General features: G+C 63.2%; 15 protein-coding genes, 1 tRNA gene and 3 pseudogenes. 6 read left to right on the top strand and 13 right to left on the bottom strand.

Annotated features, from left to right (window positions below; genetic code table 11):
* The first annotated feature begins 185 nt into the window (after positions 1–185).
* On the top strand, positions 186–1433 hold the full coding sequence (locus AB5975_18565) for a glycosyltransferase family 4 protein (protein ID XDR18619.1): 1248 nt from the start codon (positions 186–188) through the stop codon (positions 1431–1433).
* Here AB5975_18565 and glp read toward each other — a convergent pair.
* Positions 1422–2649, bottom strand: a pseudogene (gene glp, locus AB5975_18560) (gephyrin-like molybdotransferase Glp). The gene AB5975_18565 and the pseudogene glp overlap by 12 nt on opposite strands.
* Entirely contained in the window at positions 2633–3172 is a 540-nt protein-coding gene (moaB, locus tag AB5975_18555) for a molybdenum cofactor biosynthesis protein B (protein ID XDR18618.1), read from the bottom strand. Before moaB ends, glp begins: the two are co-directional and overlap by 17 nt.
* 187 nt (positions 3173–3359) lie before the next feature.
* On the opposite strand from moaB, the gene AB5975_18550 reads away from it, so the two are divergent.
* Positions 3360–3581: a YgdI/YgdR family lipoprotein gene (locus AB5975_18550; protein XDR18617.1), complete on the top strand. Its 222-nt coding sequence runs from the start codon at positions 3360–3362 to the stop codon at positions 3579–3581.
* A gap of 80 nt (positions 3582–3661) precedes the next feature.
* Positions 3662–3738, top strand: a tRNA-Pro gene (locus tag AB5975_18545).
* A gap of 56 nt (positions 3739–3794) precedes the next feature.
* Here AB5975_18545 and mqo read toward each other — a convergent pair.
* From mqo to AB5975_18530, 3 genes are all read right to left on the bottom strand, one after another.
* Positions 3795–5375 (bottom strand): malate dehydrogenase (quinone), encoded by a 1581-nt coding sequence (gene mqo, locus AB5975_18540; protein ID XDR18616.1) that lies wholly within the window; start codon positions 5373–5375, stop codon positions 3795–3797.
* Positions 5376–5559: 184 nt separating this feature from the next.
* Positions 5560–7176: a methyl-accepting chemotaxis protein gene (locus tag AB5975_18535; GenBank protein XDR18615.1), complete on the bottom strand. Its 1617-nt coding sequence runs from the start codon at positions 7174–7176 to the stop codon at positions 5560–5562.
* Between the two features lie 170 nt (positions 7177–7346).
* The gene (locus tag AB5975_18530; protein XDR18614.1) at positions 7347–9110 is read right to left on the bottom strand and encodes an ABC transporter transmembrane domain-containing protein; all 1764 of its coding nucleotides are present in this window, start codon (positions 9108–9110) and stop codon (positions 7347–7349) included.
* Positions 9111–9319: 209 nt separating this feature from the next.
* On the opposite strand from AB5975_18530, the gene AB5975_18525 reads away from it, so the two are divergent.
* Entirely contained in the window at positions 9320–9493 is a 174-nt protein-coding gene (locus AB5975_18525; GenBank protein XDR18613.1) for a PA1571 family protein, read from the top strand.
* 59 nt (positions 9494–9552) lie between these two features.
* On the opposite strand, the gene pdxB is transcribed toward AB5975_18525, so the two are convergent.
* From pdxB to rlmM, 3 genes are all read right to left on the bottom strand, one after another.
* Positions 9553–10695 carry a 4-phosphoerythronate dehydrogenase PdxB gene (gene pdxB, locus AB5975_18520; protein ID XDR18612.1) on the bottom strand — a complete coding sequence of 381 codons (1143 nt, stop codon included), beginning with the start codon at positions 10693–10695 and terminating at the stop codon, positions 9553–9555.
* A gap of 60 nt (positions 10696–10755) precedes the next feature.
* The gene (gene tusA / locus AB5975_18515; protein XDR18611.1) at positions 10756–10998 is read right to left on the bottom strand and encodes a sulfurtransferase TusA; all 243 of its coding nucleotides are present in this window, start codon (positions 10996–10998) and stop codon (positions 10756–10758) included.
* 830 nt (positions 10999–11828) lie between these two features.
* Entirely contained in the window at positions 11829–12893 is a 1065-nt protein-coding gene (gene rlmM / locus AB5975_18510; GenBank protein ID XDR18610.1) for a 23S rRNA (cytidine(2498)-2'-O)-methyltransferase RlmM, read from the bottom strand.
* Positions 12894–13117: 224 nt separating this feature from the next.
* On the opposite strand from rlmM, the pseudogene acnA reads away from it, so the two are divergent.
* Together acnA and AB5975_18500 are read left to right on the top strand one after the other, a co-directional pair.
* A pseudogene (gene acnA / locus AB5975_18505) lies at positions 13118–15858 on the top strand (aconitate hydratase AcnA).
* Positions 15859–16019: 161 nt separating this feature from the next.
* The gene (locus tag AB5975_18500; GenBank protein ID XDR18609.1) at positions 16020–17585 is read left to right on the top strand and encodes a methyl-accepting chemotaxis protein; all 1566 of its coding nucleotides are present in this window, start codon (positions 16020–16022) and stop codon (positions 17583–17585) included.
* An 87-nt stretch (positions 17586–17672) separates the two neighbouring features.
* Here the strand turns inward: AB5975_18500 and AB5975_18495 are convergent, their stop codons facing one another.
* From AB5975_18495 to AB5975_18475, 5 genes and pseudogenes are all read right to left on the bottom strand, one after another.
* Positions 17673–18557, bottom strand: a complete 885-nt coding sequence (locus tag AB5975_18495) for a pseudouridine synthase (GenBank protein ID XDR18608.1) — start codon at positions 18555–18557, stop codon at positions 17673–17675.
* A 51-nt stretch (positions 18558–18608) separates the two neighbouring features.
* Positions 18609–18917, bottom strand: coding sequence for a transcriptional regulator (locus AB5975_18490; GenBank protein ID XDR18607.1), 309 nt, complete (start codon positions 18915–18917; stop codon positions 18609–18611).
* Positions 18918–18982: 65 nt separating this feature from the next.
* Positions 18983–19414, bottom strand: coding sequence for a D-Ala-D-Ala carboxypeptidase family metallohydrolase (locus AB5975_18485; protein XDR18606.1), 432 nt, complete (start codon positions 19412–19414; stop codon positions 18983–18985).
* A gap of 107 nt (positions 19415–19521) precedes the next feature.
* A complete protein-coding gene (locus tag AB5975_18480) occupies positions 19522–19761 on the bottom strand; it encodes a glutaredoxin family protein (protein ID XDR18605.1) in 240 nt (79 codons plus the stop codon).
* A 73-nt stretch (positions 19762–19834) separates the two neighbouring features.
* Positions 19835–21042: pseudogene (locus tag AB5975_18475) on the bottom strand (ammonium transporter).
* Positions 21043–21295 lie beyond the last annotated feature (253 nt).

Genomic DNA, 21295 nt, shown 5'->3' with positions numbered 1-21295 from the left:
CACGCCCGGATCGTTGCATACCCTGGCAAAGAATCGTGCAGGCCGGTCATTTTTCCCACGCCTGGGAATGCCCGGCTATGCTCAGCAGATACACCTTTTGCCATGGACGCGCCCGGCAGTGGCTCCCCCACTGCTGCCAATGGGCGCGTTTTGCTATCTGCAACCTTTCACGAGGATTCCGGGTAATGCGCATTCTCTGGACACTGCCTTACTTGCCCTGGCCGACCACCAGCGGCTGCAAGACCCGGCAATACCACTTGCTGCGCGCACTGGCTCAACGCGGCCACCGGATCACCCTGCTGGTGCAGTCGAAAATCCCCCTCAGCGATGGCGCTCGTGATGCCCTGGAACCACTGCTCGAACGCCTGATCGTTTTGCCCCGCCGCCCGCTGCACAGCCCGCTGAACCTGCTGGCTTCACCCATCATCGACTACCCCATGCGAGCCATCATCAATGGCCTTTCCTCTTGCCTGCGGCACCGCTTCGAGCAGTTGCTGGACGAGCCCTGGGACGTCATCCAGATCGAGCACAGCTACAGCTTCCAGCCGTTCGAAAAAGCCCTGCAGGCCCGAGGGCTGCCCTACATGCTCAGCGAGCACACCTTGGAGTCGGTTATGGGCGGCGCTTGCCACGACCGCCTGCCGCTGTGGCTACGCCCGCTCAACGCCTTCGACCGCTGGCGCTATCGGCGCTGGGAACATCGCGTACTGCGCCAGCCCACCGAGCTGGTGGCGGTCAGCACCCACGATGCCGAACTGATTGGCCAGATCAGCGGGCGCCCAGTGAACGTGGTGGTCAATGGTGTGGATTGTGATTTTTACCAGCAGGTACAACCTGCGCTGCACAGCCAACGCCTGTTGTTCGTCGGCAACTTCGAATATGGCGCCAACCTGGAGGCCATCGAATGGGCGCTGGAAGACATCATGCCGCAGGTATGGATGAGCAACCCAGCGGTGCGCCTGGCAATTGCCGGGCATGCAATGCCCGCCAACTGGAAATTGCACTGGAACGACCCGCGCATCGAGTGGTTGGGCTACCGACCCGACCTGCGTGAACTGCAGCGGCGCTCCGCGCTGTTTTTCGCGCCACTGCGCTATGCCGGTGGCTCGAAGGTGAAAATCCTCGAAGCGATGGCCGCCGGCCTGCCAGTAATCACCACCGGCAAGGGCGTTTCAGGCCTGAGCGCGAACAATGGCGAGCATTACCTGGGCAGCGACGACGGTGACCAACTGGCGCTGCTGATCACCCAGCTGCTCAACCAGCCCTGGCGCATGAGCCAGTTGAGCGCGGCCGGGCGCCAGTTCGCCCGCCAGCGCCACGACTGGAGCGTGGCCGCCCAGCAACTGGAGAATGTGCACATGCGCCTGACCCAGGTGGCCCCGGCCGAGGCCGCGCCGCTGGCCAATGCCTGGCTGGGTCGCTCAGCCAAGTAACTCGCTGAAGGGGATGAACGGCACGCTGTCACCGCGCTTTGGCGTGCTGCCCTCACGCACCTCTACCAAGCCCTCGGCCCAGGCCGCGCTACGCAGCACACCCGAGCTCTGGTTCTTGTAGATGCGCACCTGGCCCTGCTCGATGCGCGCACGCAGGTATTCGCGGCGCGTCCCAGGCTTGGGCCAGTCAAAGCCCGCTGGCATATCGAAGCGCAATGGCGTGACGTCGGCCACACCCTGGCGGCGCAGCAGGTAGGGCCGGGTCAGCAGGCCAAAGGTGACCAGCGTCGAGGCCGGGTTACCTGGCAGGCCGATCACCGGCACGCCCTGGAAGTGGCCAAACGTCAGCGGCTTGCCCGGCTTGATCGCCAGCTTCCACAGCGCCAGCTCGCCAGCTTCGCGCAGGGCAGCACCAAGGTAGTCGGCCTCGCCCACCGAGACACCGCCGGTGGACAGGATCAGGTCTACGCCCCCCAGCTCGGCCAGGCAGGTGCGGGTACGGGCCAGGTCATCTGGCAGGATGCCGGCGTCGACCACTTCGCAGCCCAGTCGCTGCAGCCAGCTGACCAGCAACCTGCGGTTGCTGTTGTAGATTTGCCCAGGCCCCAGCGGTAGGCCGGGCTCGACCAGTTCGTCGCCGGTAGACAGCACCGCCACTTTCACCTTGCGCACTAGATCCAGGCGGCCATACCCCAGGGTCGCCGCCAGGCCCAGCTCGATCGGCCCGAGGCGGGTACCGGCGCTCATTACCTGTTCGCCCTTGCGGGTTTCCTGGCCCTGAGGGCGTATGTTCTGTTCGGTTTGCAACGCTTCGAGAAACGCGCACCCGGCCATCTTCGAGCACTTCGGTGTTTTCCTGCATCTCGACGCAGTCGGCCCCTTCCGGCACCGGTGCACCGGTGAAGATCCGCGCGCAGGTGCCCGGTTGCAGCGGCTGTGGCGCATGGCCGGCGAAAATACGCTGGCTGACCGGCAGCGGCTGGCCCTGCCAGTCGGCTTTACGCAAGGCATAACCGTCCATGGCGCTGTTCGGCCAGGGCGGCAGGTCGAGCGACGCCACCAGGTCGGTGGCCAACACACGGCCTTCGGCTTCGGCCAGCGGCAAGTTCTCGGTGTCGCGGATCGGTGCCGCCTCGGCCAATGCCAGCAGCTGCTCCAGGGCCTGTTCCACCGGCATCAGCGGCCGGGCCTGGCTGAGCTCAGCCACGGCTGTCACAGGCCGCTGCCTGCTTCAGATGCGCCACGAAGTTGCACGGGCGATGACGGGCATCGAGCTGCTCGGCAAGGATGCCATCCCAGCCGGTGCGCACCGCATTGGTCGAGCCCGGCAGACAGCACACCAGGGTGCCGTTGGCCAGCCCGGCCAACGCACGCGACTGCACGGTGGAGGTGCCAATGTCGGCCACGGAGATCTGCCGGAACAGCTCGCCAAAGCCGTCCACCTGCTTGTCCAACAGGCAGGCCACCGCCTCGGGGGTGCTGTCGCGGCCGGTAAAACCGGTCCCCCCGGTAATCAACACCACTTGCACGCTGTCGTCGGCGATCCAGGTGGCGACCTGGGCGCGGATCTTGTACAGGTCGTCCTTGAGCAGCACGCGCTCGGCCAGGCGATGGCCGGCGGCGCTCAGGCGGTCGACGAACATTTGCCCAGAGCTGTCGGTTTCGAAGGTACGGGTGTCGCTGACCGTGAGCACGGCGATGTTCAACGCCACGAAGGGGGTATCTGCCTTGGCTTTCATGGGGGTCCGTCACAACAAGATGAGATGGCCGCAGTTATATCACAGCGCACCTTTTCCGGCGTTGCGCCCATCGCCCTTGCCCTGGGTCAAGGGGACGAAATCGTCGCTATGCTGCACTGGGAGTGAACTTGCACTAACGTCCTGCGTCATAAATGTCATCTAGCACCATCGCACTTGGAGAAACACGATGATCAAACGGACCCTCCCCGCCTTCCTGCTCGCCCTGGGCCTGGGCGCCCTCGCCGGCTGTGCATCGCCGACTGTCATTACCCTTAACGATGGTCGCGAAATCCAGGCCACCGACACGCCGAAGTTCGACGAAGACTCCGGTTTCTACGAATTCGAGCAGCTGGACGGCAAGCGCACGCGCCTGAACAAGGACCAGATCCGCACCGTCAAAGAGCTCTGATCAAGCCCCCGTTTTGGCAATGGCCCTTTAAACAACAAGGGCTTGCTGGCGAAAACGGGATACAGTAGGATTTTGTTCATCGGAGTGTAGCGCAGCCAGGTAGCGCGTCTCGTTCGGGACGAGAAGGCCGCAGGTTCGAATCCTGTCTCTCCGACCAGGTTCTGCTAAAAAAGCCCGCCTTGCGCGGGCTTTTTGTTGTGCGCGAGAACGACGTCAGTGCGCGGCTTGGGCTTCAGCTTCTACGGGCATATGCAACAACTGCAAGCGCTCGCTGCTCCACGCGCGGGTCTGGTTGGTCAGCGCCAGGTCGTTGTTCAGCTTCTGGCCGTAGCTCGGCACGATTTCCTTGAGCCTGGCCTGCCAGGCAGGCGACTGGATGCGGTCCTTGAAGGTCTTTTCCAGCACGGTCAGCATGATCGGCGCGGCGGTCGAGGCGCCAGGCGAAGCGCCCAACAGCGCGGCGATACTGCCGTCCTGCGCCGCCACCACTTCGGTACCGAACTGCAGCACACCACCCAGTACCGGGTCCTTCTTGATCACCTGCACCCGCTGGCCAGCCTGCAGCAGCTTCCAGTCTTCGTTCTTGGCGTTGGGGAAGTACTCGCGCAGCGCGTTCATGCGGTCATCGAAGCTGAGCATCAATTGCCCCATCAGGTAGGTGCTGAGGTCGATGTTGTCGATACCGGCATTGAGCATGGGCAACACGTTGTGGCTGTTCAGCGAGGCGAACATGTCCAGCAGCGAACCGTGCTTGAGGTACTTGGTGGAGAACGTGGCGAACGGGCCGAACAACAGCACCTGTTTGCCATCGATCATCCGCGTGTCCAGGTGCGGCACCGACATGGGTGGAGCGCCAACCGAAGCCTTGCCGTACAGTTTGGCCTGGTGACGCGCGACCAGGTCAGGGTTATCGGTCATCAGGAACTGGCCCCCCACCGGGAAGCCCGCATAGCCTTCGGCCTCGGGGATGCCCGACTTCTGCAACAACTTCAGTGCGCCGCCACCGGCACCAATGAAGACGAAGCGGGCATTGACAGCCTTCTCCTTGCCGCCGTTGGCCAGGTCGGCCACGACTACATGCCAGGTGCCATCGTCGTTACGTACGATGTCACGCACTTCATGACGCACATTCAGCGACACGTTGGGGTTGCGAGTCATTGCAGCGAACAGCTGGCGGGTGATTTCGCCGAAGTTCACGTCGGTGCCGATGGCCATGCGCGTGGCGGCGATCTTCTGCCCCGGGTCACGGCCTTCCATGACCAGCGGCGCCCATTGGCGAATCTGCTCGTGGTCCTCGGAGATTTCCATGCCGCGGAATAGCGAGCTGTGTTGCAGGGCATCGACGCGCTTGTGCAAGAAGGCAATGTTCTCGTCTCCCCAGACGAAACTCATGTGCGGCACATTGTTGATGAACGATCTTGGGTTGTTCAGCACGCCCTGCTCGACCTGGTAGGCCCAGAACTGCTTGGACACCTCGAACTGCTCGTTCACCCCCACGGCCTTGCTGATGTCGATGCTGCCATCCTTGCCGACGCTGGTGTAGTTCAGCTCGCAGAATGCAGAGTGACCGGTGCCGGCGTTGTTCCAGGCGTTGGAGCTTTCTTCGGCGACCTGGTCCATGCGCTCGTAGACGTCGACCTTCCAGGACGGTTCCAGCTCGGTGAGGTAAGTGCCCAGGCTGGCACTCATGATGCCGCCACCGATCAACAGCACGTCGACGGTTTTCTCAGGTTCGGCAGGTTTGGAGCAGCCGATGACGCCCAGGCAGAGGAACGTCAGCAGAAATTTCTTCATTGATGTTATCCAGTTGTTGTGTGCACGCGCGCCGCTTGGAGCAGGGAATGTGCCAACTGGGGTTGGGCTAACAAATATGGGGTAAAACGAAGGGTCGCATGGCGGCAACCCGCCACAGGGCAATGGTTTTAGCGGTCTGGTGGCGGATTTCCCCCAGGGGCCGAGTGACGGCCCCTTTTCAAGGTCAGGCGCTCAGGCGCGAGGTGACTTCGCCCAGTTGCCCCGACAAACCATGCAGGCGATGCCCCGCCTGCTCGGTATGGTGCACCGCTTCCTGGTTGGCCGTGGCAATGCGGGTAATCTCGATCAGGTTGCGCGAGATATCGTCGGCTACGCTGGTCTGCTCTTCAGCTGCCGTGGCGATCTGCCGGTTCATGTCGCGTATCGCCTCCACAGCCTGGGTGATACGTTGCAGCATCTGCCCGGCCTGCTCGACCTGTTCAGCCCCTTCCTGGCTTCGCTGCTGGCCGCTTTCGATGGCCTTCACCGCCTCCACCGCCCCAGACTGTACCGCTTCGATGATCTGGTTGATTTCGGCAATCGACGCCGCCGTGCGCTGGGCCAGGCTGCGCACCTCATCGGCGACCACCGCAAAGCCGCGCCCGGCTTCACCAGCACGGGCCGCCTCGATGGCCGCGTTGAGCGCCAGCAGGTTGGTTTGCTCGGCAATGCCACGAATCACTTCCAGCACTTTGCCAATGCGCGTGCTGTCATGCTCCAGATCGCGGATCACCGACGCCGTGCCAGCGATTTCACGGTTGACCACACCGATGATGTCGATGGTCTGCTGCATCACCTGCTCGCCCGCCTGGGCGCTGTGGTCGGCGTCATCCGCTGCACGGGCTGCCTCGGCGGCGTGGCGAGCCACCTCCTGTGCGGTGGCGGACATCTCGTGCATGGCCGTCGCCACCTGGTCGGTACGCTGGAACTGGTCATGAGTACCGCGAGCCATGTCGCCGGCAATACTGCGCAACTGGCCACTGGCGCCTTCCAGCTCCTGCGCGTTGTCCTGCAACCGGCCAACCGTGTCGGCCAGGAAATCGCGCAGGGTGTTGGCCGCCCGCGCCAGCCGCCCCAGTTCGTCCTCACGGCGGCTGTCGACCCGGGCGGCAAAGCGGCCTTGGCTGAGTTGCGCAACATACTCGATCAACTGGCGGATCGGCTCGATCAGGCTGCGATTGACCAACCACAGGCTAAGCAGCCCCACCAGCACCGCAGAAGCCAGCATCACCAGCAGGCCCAGCCATACCGTGCGCTCGGCGCTGGCGCTGATGCTCATCGCACGCTGGCGGGCATCGGCACGCAGTTGCTCGACCAGTTGGCTCATCTGCTCACTGGCGGCGCGATCCACGCCCTTCACCGCCTGGTCGCCTGCTACCGGGTCGCCACCTGCGGCAAGGAAGGCCTGCCGCCCCTGCGCATAGGCCTGGCCCAGCTGGCGGTGGCTGTCGCGCAATTGCTGTAGTGGCTCCTTGAGCCTGGCGTCGCTGCTGTCGATTAGTTGCCCGAGCAATTGTTGCACCTGCTGCTCGCGGGCCTGGAACTGCTGCCAGTACTTGTCCATCTCTGCCGGTTGGCGCCCGCGCAGCAGCACGTTCTTCCATTCCTGCACCTGGATCTTGAACTGCAGGTTGGCTTCGTCAATCAATTGCGAGGCCCGCAGCGGCCCGTCCACCAGCTCGGCGTAGCCACGCACGCTGGACGACAGAAACTGGAAACACACCAGGGCGATCAGCAGCATCGCCACCACGCTGCCGCCGAGCAGCGAGAGAATTTGCACTCTGAGGGATTTACGCAACATCGAGGGTCTCGGAACCAGAGGGGTAGGCTGAGGCCGCTGTACAGCCCCATTACTGGCAGGCCAAAAAAAGGCTGCCATCAAGCAATGGCAGCCAGGTCAAGCACTTACGCAACAGTTGAGGCAGATACTCTCAGGCAATTACTACAAAAATATTACAAAGCCGCGACAAGCTAACCGGTGGTGAACTGCAGCGCTGCCAGCCGCGCATACAGCGGGCTTTCCTCGATCAACTGACGGTGAGTGCCCACCGCCACTACCCGACCCTTGTCGATGACCGCGATGCGCTCGGCATGCTGCACCGTGGCCAGACGATGGGCGATCACCAGCGTGGTGCGCCCAGCCATCAGGCTGGGCAGCGCTTGCTGGATCAAGTGTTCGCTTTGCGCGTCAAGGGCACTGGTGGCTTCGTCCAGCAACAGGATCGGCGCATCGACCAGCAATGCCCGGGCAATCGCCAGGCGCTGACGCTGCCCGCCGGAAAGCCCTATGCCGCCTTCCCCTAGCGGTGTCTGGTAGCCCTGCGGCAGTTGTTGGATAAACGCGTCGGCGTGGGCACCGCGAGCTGCGGCTTCGACTTCAGCCAAGGTTGCCTCGGGCCGGCCATAACGGATGTTGGCCTCCACCGTGCCACGGAACAGCGACGGGTTTTGCGCCACCAGGGCGAACTGCCGGCGCAGTTGGTCAGGATCGAATTCGGTAAGCGCCTGGCCATCGAGCAGAATGCGCCCTTGCTGGGGGTCGTAGAAGCGCAGCAACAAATCGAACAGGGTCGACTTGCCTGCCCCCGAGGGGCCGACCAGCGCTACGGTCTGCCCGGGCTCGATGGCCAGGCTCAGGCCGTCCACTGCCGCCACCGTGGGCCGTGACGGGTAGGCGAACACCACCTGCTGCAGCTCGATACGCCCGCTGGCCCGCTGCTGTGGTTGCGCCTGTACCACGGCGGGCGGCAGGATCGCACTGTGCGCCGCCAACAGTTCGGCAATGCGCTCGGCCGCACCTGCGGCGCGCTGCAGCTCGCCAATCACTTCGCTGAGCGTACCGAAAGCGCTGCCGACGATCAGGCTGTAGAACACGAATGCAGCCAGTTCGCCTGCGGAAATACGCCCGGCGATCACATCCATGCCCCCGACCCACAGCATCACACCCACCGCCCCCAGCACCAGCACGATCACCAAGGTGATCAGCCAGGCACGCTGAGCAATTCGCTTGCGGGCCACAGTAAACGCCGCTTCGACTGTGCCGGCGAACAGTTCGCGGTCGTGCGCCTGGTGGTTGTAGGCCTGCACAGTCTTGATCTGCCCAAGCGTCTCGGCCACGTAGCTGCCTACATCGGCGACCCGGTCCTGGCTTTGCCGTGACAGGCTGCGCACCCGACGGCCGAACAGCAGAATCGGTGCCAGCACCAGCGGCAGGGCCACCACCACGATGCTGGTGAGCTTGGGGTTGGTGATGAACAGCAACACCACGCCGCCAATGACCATCAGCGCGTTGCGCAGGAACATCGACAGCGATGAACCGATGACCGATTGCAGCAGGGTGGTGTCCGCTGTCAGCCGTGACTGGATCTCGGAGCTGCGGTTGTCTTCGAAAAAACCTGGGTGCAGACCGATCAGGTGGTCGAACACGGCACGACGGATATCGGCCACGCAGCGCTCACCAATCCACGACACCAGGTAGAAACGGCTGAAGGTGCCCACTGCCAGGGCCAGCACCAGCACCAGGAATAGCCCGATGGTCTGGTTGAGCTGGTGCACGGAGCGCGTCATGAAGCCCTGGTCCACCAGCAAGCGGATACCCTGGCCCATGGACAACGTAATGGCGGCGGTAACCACCAAGGCCAGCAAGGCCAGCAGCACTTGCCGACGATAGGGGCGTACGAACTGCCAGGCCAGGCGCAAGGCACGGCGTTGACGTGGGGAAACCGATTCGGGCATGGCGACGACCACAATGCTGGGGAAACCGCAGACTACCATTCATCCCGAGCGGGGGAATGGCTTCAGGGTGCTATAACGCATTGGTCTAAGCAGATGATGGAGCTTTCACAGGGTTTCTGTTGGACTGTTGCTGCCGTGACACAGAAGCTGTCACAGGCCAGTCACGGCACAAGGCTACCCTGAGCTCGAACCTGAAGAGGAGACAGTGCATGAGCTTGCAGCATGGCAGTGACAACCAGAAGCCCCAGACCACTCAGCAATCACAGGTATGCGGTTCGATCATCGACGCCAAGGGACGTGAAGTGCCCATCACCGAGCAGATGATCCAGCAGGCCTGCAAGGCCCTGGAAGAAAGCCGGGTCGAGCGCGTACGCAAAGGTTGATCGGCGAATTTTTTGCAACCCGGCGCTTGCGCCGGGTTTTTATTGCTCGGCAAGGTCGCTTAGACCAACGCCCCACCCAAGGCACTGACCAGCTGCGCCAACTGCGGCGACTCCCCGCGCAAGCGCACTGCCAGCCCCTCGATTTCGCGCCGTGGCGGATAGTGCTTGCGCAACTGGTCGAACGCCGCTCGCTGTAACTGCGGGTCATCGCTCAGGCTACGACGGAAATCGGCATCGTCGCGGCGCGGGTCGTACACGGCGCGGCACAGGGTGGCCAGCGCCCAGGCCGGGTCGGTACTGGCATCCAGTTCGACCTGCGCCAGTGCTGGCCGGGGCAACAGGTCGGCCAGTTGCACCTGCTCGTCTACTCCCAGGAAGCGGCAAAGCGCCTGGTAGATCTGTGCCGTGCCACGTTGGCGACCATCGAGGCTGTAGCCGGCAATGTGTGGCGAAGCCAGGGTGCACAGGTCGGCCAGCTGCAAGTCGACCTGCGGTTCACCTTCCCACACATCCAGCACCGCATGCACGTCTTCGCGGTCCAGCAGCAGCTCGCGCAGGGCGATGTTGTCCACCACCGGGCCACGGCTGGCATTGACCAACCAGGCCCCAGGGCGCAACTGTGCCAGCTGCGCCGGCCCCAGCAGGTGCCAGGTGGGGTGTTCGCCGCCGCGCTGCAATGGGGTGTGCAGGCTGATCACATCACACTGCTGCACAATGGTTTCGAGGCTGACGTAGTCTCCACCCTCGGCGGCTTGGCGCAACGGGTCGCAGACCAGCACCTTCCAGCCCAGCCCGTGCAGTACCCGCACCAGGCGCCCCCCCACCTCTCCCGCGCCCACAACGCCGTAGACGCGTTCGGCCAGCGCTACGCCATCCAGCTCGGCCAGGGTCAGCAAACTGCCCAGCACGTAATCGACCACGCCCCGGGCATTGCAGCCCGGCGCGCTGCTCCAGGAGATACTGGCTTGGGCAAAGTAGTCCAGGTCCAGGTGATCGGTGCCGATAGTGCACGTGCCGACAAAGCGTACACGGCTGCCTTCGAGCAGTTGGCGGTCGACTTTGGTCACCGAGCGCACCAGCAGGATATCGGCGTCCTTGACGCTGGCGGCATCGAGGCTTCGGCCGGGGTAGCGGCGAATTTCACCGAAACCCTGGAAGAAGGCATCGAGCAGCGGGATGTTCTCGTCGGCAACTATCAGCATGGCGCTCTCCTGTCTGGGGAACGCAGTGTAGGCGGTACGCCGGGCTTGATCCAGAGCGATTCAGTCGGCTTTTTTGCGGATCCAGTACAGGAACGTGCCGGCGTCTTCTTGCTGCTGTAGCAGCTCATGGCCGAGGAAGTTGCAGAACTTGGGAATGTCGCGGCGTGTCGACGGGTCGGTGGCGATGACCTTGAGCAGGCCGCCGGCGGCCAGGTTACGCACGTGCTGGTGCAGCATCATCACAGGTTCCGGGCAGTTCAGGCCGGTGGCATCGAGGACGGCGTCGGGGGTGAAATCGGTCATGGGGGGCTCCGAAAATGATCGTTATTGTCGCGCATAGCGCGACGCGGTCCAAGCACCGCTTACGAATCGCGCTACGCGCCCGCTCTCCCTCGCCTCGCTCTTGATCTTGATCTTGATCTTGATCTTGATCTTGATCTTCGCGACTTCAGGAGGCCGAACGCAGGCCTTGCGGAGGGAGGTGACGGGCATGGATGCCCGTCAAGCGCTGGGCCCCAGGATGGGGCCTGCAGCGCGGTCCTCCCGGGAGCAAGGCCGGAGTGAGGGAACCCCGGAGCGCAGCGTAGGGGCCGGATGATGGGAGCGCAGCGTTTTTTGGTTACTTTTTGTCGCGTTTGACAAAAAGTGACTCGCCGTAAGGGCGAAAGGGTGAGTCAGTGTCGCCATCGCAAACGGACTGTTCGCTGAGTCAAAACAGTCAAAACTGCCTTGCTTCTTGCTTCTTGGATGTGGGCCTTCACACCGAGTAAACATTCATTCACTCAGGTGGCGCAAAGTCACCTTTCCGCCCTTACGGCGGGTCCCTTTTTGTCGTGGCAAAAAGGAACCAAAAACCGTCCGCTCCCATCATCCGGCCCCTGCGCTGCGCTCCGGGGTCCCCTCGCTCCGGGCTTGCTCCCGGGAGGACCGCGCTGCAGGCCCCATCCTGGGGCCCAGCGCTTGACGGGCATCCATGCCCGTCACCTCCCTCCGCAAGCCCTGCGCTCGGCCTCCTGAAGTCGCAACCTGCGTCGCCTGGACTATCGCGCGCTTAGAAGCAAAAGCCGAAGCAAGAGCAAAGAGCAAAGAGCAAAGAGCAAAGAGCAAAGAGCAAAGAGCTAGGCGCGCTGTGCTTAGCGCGGTTTCAAATCAAGCCGACGCAGGTGACAAGTCACTTCCTCCCGGTCGTGATACAGCTGCTTGCAAGCAATCGACACCCGAATTTTGCGTGCCTTGAACGTCGCCTCCATGCGGTCGAGCAGCCGCCGTACTTCGGCATAGCGCTGCTTCATCGGCAATTTCAAGTTGACCACCGCCTCGCGACACAGTCCCTCCCCCAGCCAGGTCTCGATCAGTGAGGTAGTACGCGCCGGCTTCTCGACGATGTCGCACACCATCCAGTCCACCGGCTGCTTCGGCTGCCAGGTGAACCCATCAGCCATCAGGTGCTGAACCAGCCCAGTATCCATCAGGCTTTCGGCCATCGGCCCGTTGTCGATCGCCGTCACCAACATGCCACGGCGCACCAGCTGATAGGTCCATCCCCCCGGCGAGGCCCCCAGGTCGACGCCGGTCATGTCATCACCCAGGCGCTGTTCCCACTGCTCACGCGGGATGAACTGATGCCAGGCTTCTTCCAGCTTGAGGGTCGAACGGCTAGGCGCCTCGCGGGGGAACTTCAGGCGCGGAATCCCCATGGGCCACAACGCGCTGTTGTTGGCTGGGGCAACACCGACAAAGACCCGCCGGCCACTGATGAAGCTGAGCAGCAAGCGCGGCCGACTGGCATCGTCGACCAGCCGGCCGGCCTTCTCCAGCGCCTTGCGCAACGGCACTTCGAACTTGCGGCAGAAGGTGGACAATTCCTTGCCTTCATTGCTGTCCAGCACCTCCAGCCACAGGCTGCCGAACACCGGGAAATCGGCCAGCTGCGACAGCAGCACACTGATGCGGTCAGTTTCCGGCAACTCGACAAAACCACCACGGGCCCACTGCCGCGGGAAAATCAGCTGGTTGAAGCGCAGCTCCCCCATCAACCGCTCGGCACCGCCCTCCTCGCTGCAGACAAACTCGGCGCTGGCACTTTGCGGCTTGCTTTTGGCATAGCCGGAAACACCCAGGCGGGCGGCATGTTCGCTGATTTCGGCGCAAACCTCACCCTCGAAACCGGGCCGGCAATGCATGAACAGGGTATTCATTTCTCACTCCACTACGGCTGGCGCACCACAGGCGCCGGCAGGGCGGCGATGATAAAGGAAGTTCGGAACCTGCGACATGCCCCGCCGGTCCAGAAAAGGGTCAGTTAGGCGAAACCGGTCTAACCTGACCATTCAGCCAGGTCCGTGCCGTGCGGACCGATATAGAGCGGTGCTACCGGCAAACCGTGAGTAGTTGCCGGGCACCGGTGCAGAAGGAGTTGGCAATGCCCTCGCTCGATAGCCTGAACACGCTCAAGCCCCTCAAGGTCGGTGACCAGACCTACCACTACTTTAGCCTCACCGAGGCCGCCCGCCAGCTGGGTGACCTGCAGCGCCTGCCCATGTCGCTGAAGGTGCTGCTGGAAAACCTGCTGCGCTGGGAGGACGGCCATACCGTCACCGGCGACGACCTGCGCGCCCTCGCCCAGTGGCTGGGCGAGCGGCGTTCCGACCGCGAAATCCAGTACCGCCCGGCGCGGGTGCTGATGCAGGACTTCACTGGTGTACCGGCCGTGGTCGACTTGGCCGCCATGCGCGCCGCCATGGCCAAGGCCGGTGGTGACCCACAACGGATCAACCCGCTGTCTCCGGTAGACCTGGTGATCGACCACTCGGTGATGGTCGACCGCTACGGCACGCCGCAAGCCTTCAGCGAAAACGTCGACATCGAAATGCAGCGCAATGGTGAGCGCTACGCCTTCCTGCGCTGGGGCCAGAGCGCCTTCGACAATTTCCGCGTGGTGCCACCGGGCACCGGCATCTGCCACCAGGTCAACCTGGAGTACCTGGGCCGCACAGTGTGGACCCGTGAGGCCGACGGCCGCACCTATGCCTTCCCCGACACCCTGGTCGGCACCGACTCGCACACCACCATGATCAACGGCTTGGGCGTGCTCGGCTGGGGGGTCGGTGGCATCGAGGCGGAGGCCGCCATGCTCGGCCAGCCGGTGTCGATGCTGATCCCCGAAGTCATCGGCTTCAAGCTGACCGGCAAGCTGCGCGAAGGCATCACTGCCACCGACCTGGTGCTGACGGTGACGCAGATGCTGCGCAAGAAGGGCGTGGTGGGCAAATTTGTCGAGTTCTACGGCGACGGCCTGGCTGAATTGCCCCTGGCCGACCGCGCGACCATTGCCAACATGGCCCCGGAATACGGCGCTACCTGTGGTTTCTTCCCGGTCGACCAGGTCACCCTGGACTACCTGCGCCTGTCGGGCCGCCCCGAAGCGACCGTACAGTTGGTCGAGCAGTACTGCAAGGCTCAAGGCATGTGGCGCTTGCCCGGCCAGGAGCCGTTGTTCAGCGACACGCTGGCACTGGACATGCACGAGGTCGAAGCCAGCCTGGCCGGGCCGAAACGGCCACAGGACCGCGTGGCACTGGGCCAGGTCAGCCAGGCCTTCGACCATTTCATCGAGCTGCAACCCAAACCACTGGCCAAAGAAGTTGGCCGCCTGGAAAGCGAAGGCGGCGGCGGTGTGGCAGTGGGCAACGCCGACCAGGCCGGTGAGATCGACTACAGCCATCAGGGCCAGACTCACACCCTGCGCGATGGCGCCGTGGTGATTGCCGCAATCACCTCGTGCACCAACACGTCGAACCCCAGCGTGATGATGGCTGCCGGGTTGGTGGCGAAAAAAGCGCTGGAAAAAGGCCTGCAACGCAAGCCCTGGGTCAAGAGCTCGCTGGCGCCGGGCTCCAAGGTTGTCACCGACTACTTCAAGGCAGCCGGGCTCACGCCTTACCTCGACCAGCTTGGTTTCGACCTGGTCGGTTATGGCTGCACCACCTGCATCGGCAACTCCGGCCCGCTGGACGAAGCGATCGAGAAGGCCATCGGCAGCGCCGACCTCACCGTGGCCTCGGTGCTATCGGGCAACCGCAATTTCGAGGGCCGCGTGCACCCCCTGGTCAAGACCAACTGGCTGGCTTCGCCGCCGCTGGTCGTGGCCTATGCGCTGGCCGGTAGCGTACGCATGGACCTCACCCGTGATCCGCTGGGCACCGGCAAAGACGGCCAACCTGTGTACCTGCGCGATATCTGGCCCAGCCAGCAGGAAATTGCCGAAGCAGTGGCCAAGGTCGACACGGCAATGTTCCACAAGGAATACGCCGAAGTGTTCGCAGGTGATGCGCAGTGGCAGGCCATCGAGGTGCCACAGGCCGCCACCTACGTGTGGCAGGCTGACTCCACCTACATCCAGCACCCGCCGTTCTTCGACGGCATCGGCGGGCCGCCACCAGCCATCGCCGACATCCACGGCGCGCGGGTGCTGGCACTGCTGGGCGACTCGATGACCACCGACCACATCTCCCCCGCTGGCAACATCAAGGCCGACAGCCCGGCCGGGCGCTACCTGCGCGAACAAGGCGTAGAACCACGCGACTTCAACTCCTACGGCTCGCGGCGTGGCAACCACGAGGTGATGATGCGTGGCACCTTCGCCAACATCCGTATCCGCAACGAAATGCTGGGGGGGAAGAAGGCGGCAACACCTTGCACGTGCCCACTGGCGAGAAGTTGTCGATCTATGATGCGGCCATGCGTTACCAGCAGGAAGGCACCCCGCTGGTGGTGATCGCCGGCCAGGAATACGGCACCGGCTCGAGCCGCGACTGGGCAGCCAAGGGTACCAACCTGCTGGGTGTCAAAGCCGTGCTCGCAGAAAGCTTCGAGCGTATTCATCGCTCCAACCTGGTCGGCATGGGCGTGCTGCCTCTGCAATTCAAGGCCGGGAACGACCGCAAGCAGCTGGGGCTCACCGGCAAGGAGCAAATCGATGTGCTGGGTTTGAACGGCGCGCAGATTCGCCCGGGCATGAGCTTGCCCTTGCGCATCACCCGCGAGGATGGCCAGCAGGAACAGATCGACGTGTTGTGCCGGATCGATACCCTGAATGAAGTGGAGTATTTCAGGGCCGGGGGCATTCTGCATTATGTGTTGCGTCAGCTGATTGCTGGCTGAGGTGCCTGGCTGAAGATATGCAGCGCCTGTGAAATCGAGCGCCGCCCGCGCGGCGCTCGATTTCACAGGCGCCATAGCTCCAACGACGCTCCATTAAATAATCATTCAATAAAACCAGCCGCTTGCCGATAACCGTCCAAAGCCCTGCGGACTATCAACCCATGCGTAACAACCAGCCGATTACCCAGAGAGAACGGACTTTCCCTGCCCAGCAGCGGTTGATCTCCACCACCAACGCCAAGGGCGTGATCACCTACTGCAACGATGCCTTCATCGAAATCAGCGGTTTCACCCGCGAAGAGCTGACGGGCGCGCCGCACAACCTGGTACGCCACCCCGACGTGCCGGCTGCAGTGTTTGCCCACATGTGGCAAACCCTCAAGCAGGGCCAGCCATGGATGGGTATCGTCAAGAACCGCTGCAAGTCTGGCGACCATTACTGGGTCAACGCCTACGTCACACCCATCTTCGATAACAACCAAGTTGTCGGCTTCGAGTCGGTGCGAGTCAAACCCACCGCCGAGCAGATCCGTCGCGCCGAAGGCCTGTACCAGCGCATCAACCAGGGCAAGCCGGCCGTACCTCGCAGGGACAAGTGGCTGCCAGTGCTGCAGGACTGGCTGCCGTTCATCCTCATCAGCCAGGTAGGCTTCCTGATCGGCAACTGGCTGGGCCATTCCTGGGGCTTTGCCCTGGCTGCCGGGCTATCCGTGCCCTTGGGCCTGCTCGGCCTGAGCTGGCAGCAACGCGGCCTCAAGCGCCTGTTGCGTCTGGCCGAACAGACCACTTCCGACCCGCTGATCGCACAGATGTACACCGACAGCCGTGGCGTGCAGGCGCGCCTGGAAATGGCCATGCTCAGCCAGGATGCCCGCATGAAAACCTGCCTGACCCGCCTGCAGGACAGTGCCGAGCACCTCAGCGACCAGGCGCGTCAGTCCGATGCCCTGGCGCACAAGAGCTCCTCGGGGCTGGAACGCCAGCGAGTGGAGACCGAGCAGGTTGCCGCTGCGGTAAACCAGATGGCCGCCACCACTCAGGAAGTAGCCAACCACGTGCAGCGTACTGCCGACGCCACCCAGGAAGCCAACCGCCTGACCAGCCAGGGCCGGCAGATTGCCGGGGAAACCCGCGAGGCCATTGAACGCCTGTCGGCGGCGGTGGGCGAAACCGGCCAGACGGTGACGCAACTGGCCAAGGACAGCGATGAAATTGGTGGCGTGGTCGACGTGATCAAGGGTATCGCCGACCAGACCAACCTGCTGGCGCTGAATGCGGCCATCGAAGCGGCGCGTGCCGGTGAAATGGGCCGCGGCTTTGCCGTGGTAGCCGATGAAGTGCGCCAGCTGGCCCAGCGCACCGCCGAATCCACCGGGCAGATCCACGGCCTGATCGCCAAGTTGCAACAAACCGCCAGCAATGCCGTGCTGACCATGGAAACCGGCCACCGCCAGGCGCAGGAAGGTGTCGACCGGGTGATGCAGGCTGACGAAGCATTGGTGGGGATCAGCGAAGCGGTGGCCAACATCACCGACATGGCCACCCAGATTGCCGCAGCGACCGAGGAGCAGACCGCAGTGGCTGACGAAATCAGCCGCAACATCAGCACCATTGCCGAACTGGCCGACCAGACCGCCGAGCAGGCGCAGCACTCGGCACTGCTTAGCGAGGAACTGACCAGCACGGCAGGGAGCCAGTATTCGTTGGTGGAGCGGTTCAACCGCTGATTGCAGCAGGCTTGCGCCGTCCCTGTAGGAACGCCCTTTCGCGACACAAGGCTGCCTGCAGGGACCGCGTAAGCCCGGCTTGCTGCATTACCAGTCCAACTGCAAGCGGCTTTCGAAAAAGCGCTCTTCGCCGCTTAGCGGGTCGTCGAAACGCAAGCTGTGCGCCAACAGTTTCAGCGGTCGCTGATAGTCATCTTCTTCGTTGCGCAACTGCGGATAGAAAGGGTCGTTGCTGATCCCCGCCCCCAACGCTGCCATGTGCACGCGTAGCTGATGGGTCTTGCCTGTCACTGGCGACAAGCCATAGCGCCACAGCTCACCGTTCTTTTCCAGCACTTGGGCCAGGGTTTCACTGTTGGCCTCGCCCTCAACTTCGTGCATGCGAAAAAACGGCTCGCCATGCACCAGGCGGCTTTTGTGCACAAGTGGAAATGCATGCTGCGGCAGGGCAGCGGCAATGGCCTGGTAGCGCTTGTCGATACGCCGCTCGGGGAACAGTCGCTGGTAGGCGCTGCGGCTTTGCGGGTTGGCGGAAAACAGCACAAGCCCTGCGGTGTGCCGGTCAATGCGGTGCAACGGCACCAAATGTGGGTTGCCCAGACGACGGATCAGTCGGCGCAGCAAGGTCTGCTCGACGTACTCACCCGTCGGCGTCACCGGTAGGAAATGCGGTTTGTCGGCCACCACCAAGTGCTCGTCCACATGCAGCACCACCTCCTGCACCGGGATTGGCCGTTCGTTCGGCACTTCGCGGAAGTAGTGCAAACGCATGCCACGCTTGTAAGGCAGCTCGGCGGAAACCGCCTGCCCCTCGGCATTCAACACCCGGCCACGGGCAAAGCGGTCAAGCCACTGGGCGCGGTCGATGGCCTTGAAATGGTCACACAAGCAATCGAGCACTGTCGCCCAATTACCGGGTGGCAGGCACACCGTGCTGGCTTGCTGGCGGGCGGGGTCGAAAGGCGTGGTCATGGCAAGGCTCGTAACGTTCACGGCCGCGCATTATCGCCCAAGCCCGCGCCCTCAACCAGCCTCGGCCACTGCCTCGCTGCGTTCCTTCAGCCAGCGCAGCACCTGCACAGGTTCCCAGCGGCCAGGGTCATAGAGGGCATAGAGCAACCCCTGGTAGCCCACCACATCCAGCCCACGGTGGTAACCGGCACGCTGGAACAAGGCCTCGATCTCGGCGAAGCAGGTATTGAAGTGGACCTTGCCGAACGGCGTGCGGTCGTCGGTCACCAGGCCTTCGAGGCGCAGTTCCAGAACGGCGTCGGCCACCCGCTCCACGGGCATGCGGTTGACGCTGTACTTGAGTTGCTCGACGTTGAGCATGGCTTCACCTCAATACTGTATTTATATACAGCATACGAACATACCCTTGCTGCCGTCAATGCGCTTCATTGCAGCCCCGCCAGGTAGCCGCTCCCTTTGCGTATGGTCAGCACCTGTCTACGCGGCGTGTCTCGCGTCACTGACAGATGCACCCACTTGTCGAATTCCAGAATGAGTTGATCGAAGGGCACGCCACTTTCGCTGATCCGCCGCACGGTCTCACGCGGGCTGACCTCGACCACCGTGAAGTCCGCCGCCAGCCCTTGCACATGCTGGCTGCTCACGGCACCGCCGATCAGCCGGTTGACCTTTTCACTGCGATAGCCGCTGCTGACAATGATGGGCGCGTCGAACAGTGCACGTACCTGTTCCAGCGCACAGCACAGCAACAGCAGGTTGGCCCTGGCTTCAGGGGGTGGGGTGTTATCGAATCCGTCCCTGGCGGCGAGCTGGGAAACGGTCATTTCATCGAAGGTGAAATGGGGAGTGATCAACATGGCGAGCGATTCCGATGATGGAGAAGGTCTGGGCGCCAGTGCGCCGGAACCTGATCATCAGCTCGCTTCACAGACCATGGAGCAGGGTTGCAACTCCTCTGCGGCCTTCATTGCCCAAGAAAGGCCACCACCTGTTCGGCATCGAACGGCCAGTGCAACTCGGCGCTGTTGTCGCAGCGCCGCAGCACCGGAATGATCAAGCCATAGCGCTCGAACAAGGACTCGCTCTCGGCGATGTCGACCAGTTCCACCAGCAGGCCGTGATCGACGAAAGGCATCAGCACAGCCTCGGCCACTTCGCACAGGTGGCAGCCGAGGGTGCCGAACAGTTGGCATTCAGGCAGCATGGAGCAGATCCCGGTTTGGCATGCAGAGAAACCTATTCTAGGTCTGTCGCGCCCGTCATGCACCTGACCTGGCTCAATCCTGGCTGGTGGCGCCAATACGGTGCAACGACAAGTCCGCGCCCTGGAACTCCTGCTCATGGCTCAAGCGCAGGCCGTGCAGCGCACGAATTGCCCCGTACACGGCAAAGCCACCGACCAAGGCCACCAGCACGCCCATCAGGCTGCCCAGCAGTTGGCTGACCAGGCTGACACCCCCATGCCGCCCAACGCCACCTGGCCGAAGATGCCGCAGGCAATGCCACCCCACACACCGCACAAGCCGTGCAATGGCCACACGCCGAGTACGTCGTCGATCTTCCAGCGGTTCTGCGCTGCGGTGAAGGTCCAGACGAACAGCGCACCCGCCACCAGGCCCGTGGCCAGTGCGCCAATCGGGTGCATCAGGTCGGAGCCGGCGCAAATTGCCACCAGCCCGGCCAGCGGCCCGTTGTGCAGGAAGCCCGGGTCGTTGCGCCCGGCCAGCAGGGCCGACAGTGTGCCGCCGACCATGGCCATCAGCGAGTTGATCGCCACCAGGCCGCTGACACCCTGCAAGGTCTGGGCGCTCATGACGTTGAAGCCGAACCAGCCGATGATCAGGATCCACGAGCCCAGTGCCAGGAAAGGAATGCTCGACGGCGCAAACGCCACCAGCCGCCCATCGCGGTAGCGCCCACGGCGCGCACCCAGCAACAGCACCGCCGCCAGCGCCAGCCAGCCGCCCATGGCATGCACCACCACAGAGCCGGCAAAGTCATGGAACGGCGCGCCGAAGCGTGCTTGCAGCCAGGCCTGCACGCCCAGGTTACCGTTCCATACCACACCCTCGAAGAACGGGTAGACGAACGCCACGATCAACGCCGTGGCACACAGCTGCGGAACGAAGCGCGCCCGCTCGGCGATACCACCCGAGATGATCGCCGGGATCGCCGCCGCGAAGGTGAGCAGGAAGAAGCACTTGACCAGCGCATAGCCATGGTCGGCAGCCAGGGTCGCCGCTGGCTGGAGGAAGTTGACCCCATAAGCGATCCAGTAGCCTATAAAGAAGTACACCAGCGCTGAAATGGCAAAGTCGCTGAGGATCTTCGACAAGGCGTTGACCTGGTTCTTGTGGCGCACCGTGCCCACTTCGAGGAACGCGAAGCCGGCATGCATGGCCAGCACCAGAATGGCGCCCATGAGTATGAACAGGGTGTTGGAACCGTGGACCAGGGAGTCCATCGCGCTGTGCATGTTTTCCATGAAATAGGCAGACCTGCTGAAAAGGCACCAGGACAGTTCAAGAACCTGCATCCCTGCACCGAATCGGTGCCAGCCCCCTGCCCTGCTTCGGTGAGCCGGGCGAAGCCTGCGTGGTTTTTTCTTGGGTTTGTCGTGGATTGGGTTAAGGTTTATCGGTATTCGCTGCGTATGGCGCCCTGAAACGGCGCAAAACCCGCCAGAGGCGCCCGCAACGTGGCAAAGGCTTAGCAAGGCCCATACCAGCACCGGCACT

It is taken from the genome of Pseudomonas putida (assembly GCA_041071465.1).
Classification (GTDB): Bacteria; Pseudomonadota; Gammaproteobacteria; order Pseudomonadales; family Pseudomonadaceae; genus Aquipseudomonas; species Aquipseudomonas putida_P.
This window is presented reverse-complemented; position numbering and strand designations above follow the sequence as displayed.

What these genes read in the sequence shown, in the direction of transcription:
- AB5975_18565 (XDR18619.1), top strand. Translation starts at nt 186, where the DNA reads ATGCGCATTCTCTGGACACTGCCTTACTTGCCCTGGCCGACCACCAGC.
- moaB (XDR18618.1), bottom strand. Translation starts at nt 3,172, where the DNA reads ATGAAAGCCAAGGCAGATACCCCCTTCGTGGCGTTGAACATCGCCGTG.
- AB5975_18550 (XDR18617.1), top strand. Translation starts at nt 3,360, where the DNA reads ATGATCAAACGGACCCTCCCCGCCTTCCTGCTCGCCCTGGGCCTGGGC.
- mqo (XDR18616.1), bottom strand. Translation starts at nt 5,375, where the DNA reads ATGAAGAAATTTCTGCTGACGTTCCTCTGCCTGGGCGTCATCGGCTGC.
- AB5975_18535 (XDR18615.1), bottom strand. Translation starts at nt 7,176, where the DNA reads ATGTTGCGTAAATCCCTCAGAGTGCAAATTCTCTCGCTGCTCGGCGGC.
- AB5975_18530 (XDR18614.1), bottom strand. Translation starts at nt 9,110, where the DNA reads ATGCCCGAATCGGTTTCCCCACGTCAACGCCGTGCCTTGCGCCTGGCC.
- AB5975_18525 (XDR18613.1), top strand. Translation starts at nt 9,320, where the DNA reads ATGAGCTTGCAGCATGGCAGTGACAACCAGAAGCCCCAGACCACTCAG.
- pdxB (XDR18612.1), bottom strand. Translation starts at nt 10,695, where the DNA reads ATGCTGATAGTTGCCGACGAGAACATCCCGCTGCTCGATGCCTTCTTC.
- tusA (XDR18611.1), bottom strand. Translation starts at nt 10,998, where the DNA reads ATGACCGATTTCACCCCCGACGCCGTCCTCGATGCCACCGGCCTGAAC.
- rlmM (XDR18610.1), bottom strand. Translation starts at nt 12,893, where the DNA reads ATGAATACCCTGTTCATGCATTGCCGGCCCGGTTTCGAGGGTGAGGTT.
- AB5975_18500 (XDR18609.1), top strand. Translation starts at nt 16,020, where the DNA reads ATGCGTAACAACCAGCCGATTACCCAGAGAGAACGGACTTTCCCTGCC.
- AB5975_18495 (XDR18608.1), bottom strand. Translation starts at nt 18,557, where the DNA reads ATGACCACGCCTTTCGACCCCGCCCGCCAGCAAGCCAGCACGGTGTGC.
- AB5975_18490 (XDR18607.1), bottom strand. Translation starts at nt 18,917, where the DNA reads ATGCTCAACGTCGAGCAACTCAAGTACAGCGTCAACCGCATGCCCGTG.
- AB5975_18485 (XDR18606.1), bottom strand. Translation starts at nt 19,414, where the DNA reads ATGTTGATCACTCCCCATTTCACCTTCGATGAAATGACCGTTTCCCAG.
- AB5975_18480 (XDR18605.1), bottom strand. Translation starts at nt 19,761, where the DNA reads ATGCTGCCTGAATGCCAACTGTTCGGCACCCTCGGCTGCCACCTGTGC.